This is a genomic window from Thermomonas sp., from assembly GCF_047606765.1.
Classification (GTDB): Bacteria; Pseudomonadota; Gammaproteobacteria; order Xanthomonadales; family Xanthomonadaceae; genus Thermomonas.
In genome coordinates this window covers 1-2897 of sequence record NZ_JASGED010000112.1, presented here as the reverse complement: position 1 = coordinate 2897, position 2897 = coordinate 1, and the positions used below count along the sequence as shown (strand labels likewise).

At 66.7% G+C, this 2897-nt stretch carries 2 protein-coding genes; one reads left to right on the top strand and one right to left on the bottom strand.

Going from position 1 to position 2897, the window contains the following annotated elements; genetic code table 11:
* Positions 1-115 precede the first annotated feature (115 nt).
* The gene (locus tag QM612_RS10655; RefSeq protein WP_415253869.1) at positions 116-1204 is read right to left on the bottom strand and encodes an ABC transporter ATP-binding protein; all 1089 of its coding nucleotides are present in this window, start codon (positions 1202-1204) and stop codon (positions 116-118) included.
* Positions 1205-1298: 94 nt separating this feature from the next.
* Here QM612_RS10655 and QM612_RS10650 point away from each other — a divergent pair, with 94 nt between their 5' ends.
* Complete coding sequence (locus QM612_RS10650) at positions 1299-2705, top strand: GH1 family beta-glucosidase (protein WP_415253868.1); 1407 nt, start codon at positions 1299-1301, stop codon at positions 2703-2705.
* Positions 2706-2897 lie beyond the last annotated feature (192 nt).

Genomic DNA, 2897 nt, shown 5'->3' with positions numbered 1-2897 from the left:
TTCCGGCGAAAGCCGGAATCCAGCATTTCAATGCGAAGAAGAACTGGATTCCGGCTTTCGCCGGAATGACGGCCTAAGTCACTTCACCCAGCGCGCGCCGAAGCCGGCCTGAGGCTCAGGCCACCAGCCGCTTCCCGCTGGCCGGATCGAAGAACAGCACCTCCGCGCCACGCAGCGACAGGCCCAGCGGCTGGCCTTCCGCCGGCGGATCCTCGGGCGGCAGCCGCGCCACCAGCGGGTGTGCGCCCAGGCGCAGGTTGACGAAGACCTCGTTGCCAACCGGCTCCACCGTCTCCACGGTGGCGGTCAGCATCGCGTCCTTGCCGCCGGCCACGGCCAGGTGTTCCGGGCGGATGCCGGCCACCACCTCGCCCTCCATCGCAGCGGCAGGCAAGCGGGCATCCGGCAGCCGCACGCGCAGGCCATCGCCAAGGTTCAGCACCGGCCCTTCGTCCTGCCGGAGCATGCCTTGCAATGTGTTCATCGCCGGGCTGCCCAGGAAGGTGGCCACGAACAGGTTGGCGGGATCGCGATACAGCGACATGGGCGTGTCGATCTGCTGCACCACGCCGTCCTTCATCACCACGATGCGCTGGCCCAGAGTCATCGCCTCCACCTGGTCGTGGGTCACGTAGATCATGGTGGTGCCGGTGCGCGCGTGGATGCGGGCGATCTCCGCGCGCATGCCGGCGCGCAGCTTGGCGTCCAGGTTGGACAGCGGCTCGTCCAGCAGGAACACCTGCGGCTGCCGCACCAGCGCACGCCCCAGCGCCACGCGCTGGCGCTGCCCACCGGAAAGTTGCCCGGGCTTGCGTTGCAGCAGCGCGCCCAGTTCCAGCATGTCGGCGGCCTGGCGCACGCGCGCGTCGATGTCGGCCTTCGGCAATTTCCGCAATTGCAGGGCGAAGGCCATGTTCTGTGCCACCGTCATGTGCGGATACAGCGCATAGCTCTGGAAGACCATGGCGATGTCGCGGTCCTTCGGGGCCAGGTCGTTGACCACCCGGTCGCCGATGCGCAGGGTGCCGGAGGTGATCTCCTCCAGCCCGGCGATCATCCGCAGCAAGGTGGACTTGCCGCAGCCGGATGGCCCGACCAGCACCAGCCGCTCGCCATCGCCGATGGCAAAACTGGCATCCGCGATGGCCACGTGCCCCCCCTGCGGATACACCTTGCGCACGTGTTCCAGCACCACTTCGGCCATCTGCGCCCTCCCAGGTCGATGCCTTTGCAGCGCCGGGATGCAACCCGACGCAACCCGCGCTATTCTGCCATGTAACCGTTTACATGGTACCGCCGTGAGCCGATCCGACCAGACCCTTGCACAGACCACCAAGGCCCGCGCCTTTCCCGAAGGCTTCCTGTGGGGTGCCGCCACCGCCGCCCACCAGATCGAGGGCCATCCGCTGGCCGACGGTGCCGGCCCCAGCATCTGGACCCGCTTCGCCCACACTCCGGGGATGATGCAGGGCGGCGACACCGGCGACATCGCCTGCGACCACTACCACCGCTGGAAGGAGGATGTGGCGCTGATGAAGTCACTTGGCCTGAAGGCCTACCGCTTCAGCGTGTCGTGGTCGCGCATCCTGCCCGAGGGCACTGGCCGGGTGAATCAGGCCGGCCTCGACTTCTATTCGAACCTGGTCGATGAACTGCTTGCCAACGGCATCGAACCCTTGCTCACGCTCTACCACTGGGATCTGCCGGCGGCGCTGGACGACCGCGGTGGCTGGCTCAACCGCGACATCGCCGGCTGGTTCGCCGAATACGCCAGCGTGCTCTACAAGGCGCTGGACGGCCGGGTGAAGAAGTGGGTGACGCTCAACGAGCCGTGGGTGGTCACCGACGGCGGCTACCTGCACGGCGCGCTGGCGCCCGGCCACCGCAGCCGCTACGAAGCGCCGATCGCATCGCACAACCTGATGCGCGCGCACGGCGCGGCGGTGCAGGCCTATCGCGAACTCGGCAAGCACGAGATCGGCCTGGTGGTGAACATCGAGCCGAAATACCCGGCCAGCGATTCCGCCGAGGACGCCGCCGCGGTACGCCGCGCGCATGCCTACATGAACGAGCAGTACCTGCACCCGGCCCTGCTCGGCCATTACCCGCCGGAGCTCAAGCAGATCTTCGGCGACGCCTGGCCGGACTGGCCTGCGGAAGACTACGCGCTGATCCAGCAGAAACTCGATTTTGTCGGCATCAACTACTACACCCGCAGCGTCACCAAAGCGGCCGAGAGTTATCCGCTCAACACCGGCGTGGTGCGCCAGCCGCTGGGCACCTATACCGAGACCGGCTGGGAAGTGTTCCCGCAGGGCCTGACAGACCTGCTGCTGTGGTTCAAGCAGACCTATGGCGACCTGCCGGTCTATATCACCGAGAACGGTGCCGCCTTCTTCGACCCGCCCACCGCCAGCGTGGACGATGCCGGCAACCGCCGCGTGCGCGACCCGCTGCGCATGGACTACCTGCGCCAGCACATCAGCGCCATCCACGATGCCATCGCCGCCGGCGTGGATGTGCGCGGCTACATGCTGTGGTCGCTGCTGGACAACCTGGAATGGTCGCTGGGCTATTCCAAGCGCTTTGGCATGGTGCATGTGAACTACGGCACGCAGGAGCGCACGCCCAAGGACAGCGCGCTGTGGTATTCGAAGGTGATCGCCAGCAACGGGCGCTCGCTGGCCGAGCCGCTGCCGTATTGACGGCCCGTCATCCCGGCGAACGCCGGGATCCAGTTTTGACCGTCATCCCCGCGAAAGCGGGGATCCAGTGACTTTGATCCATTGAAAAAAACAAAAAAGCTGGATGCCCGCCTGCGCGGGCATGACGAGCGGGAGAGTCATCTTGACGGTGCCACGATCTCCATCCGCGCCGGCAACTTGGTGATCCGCACC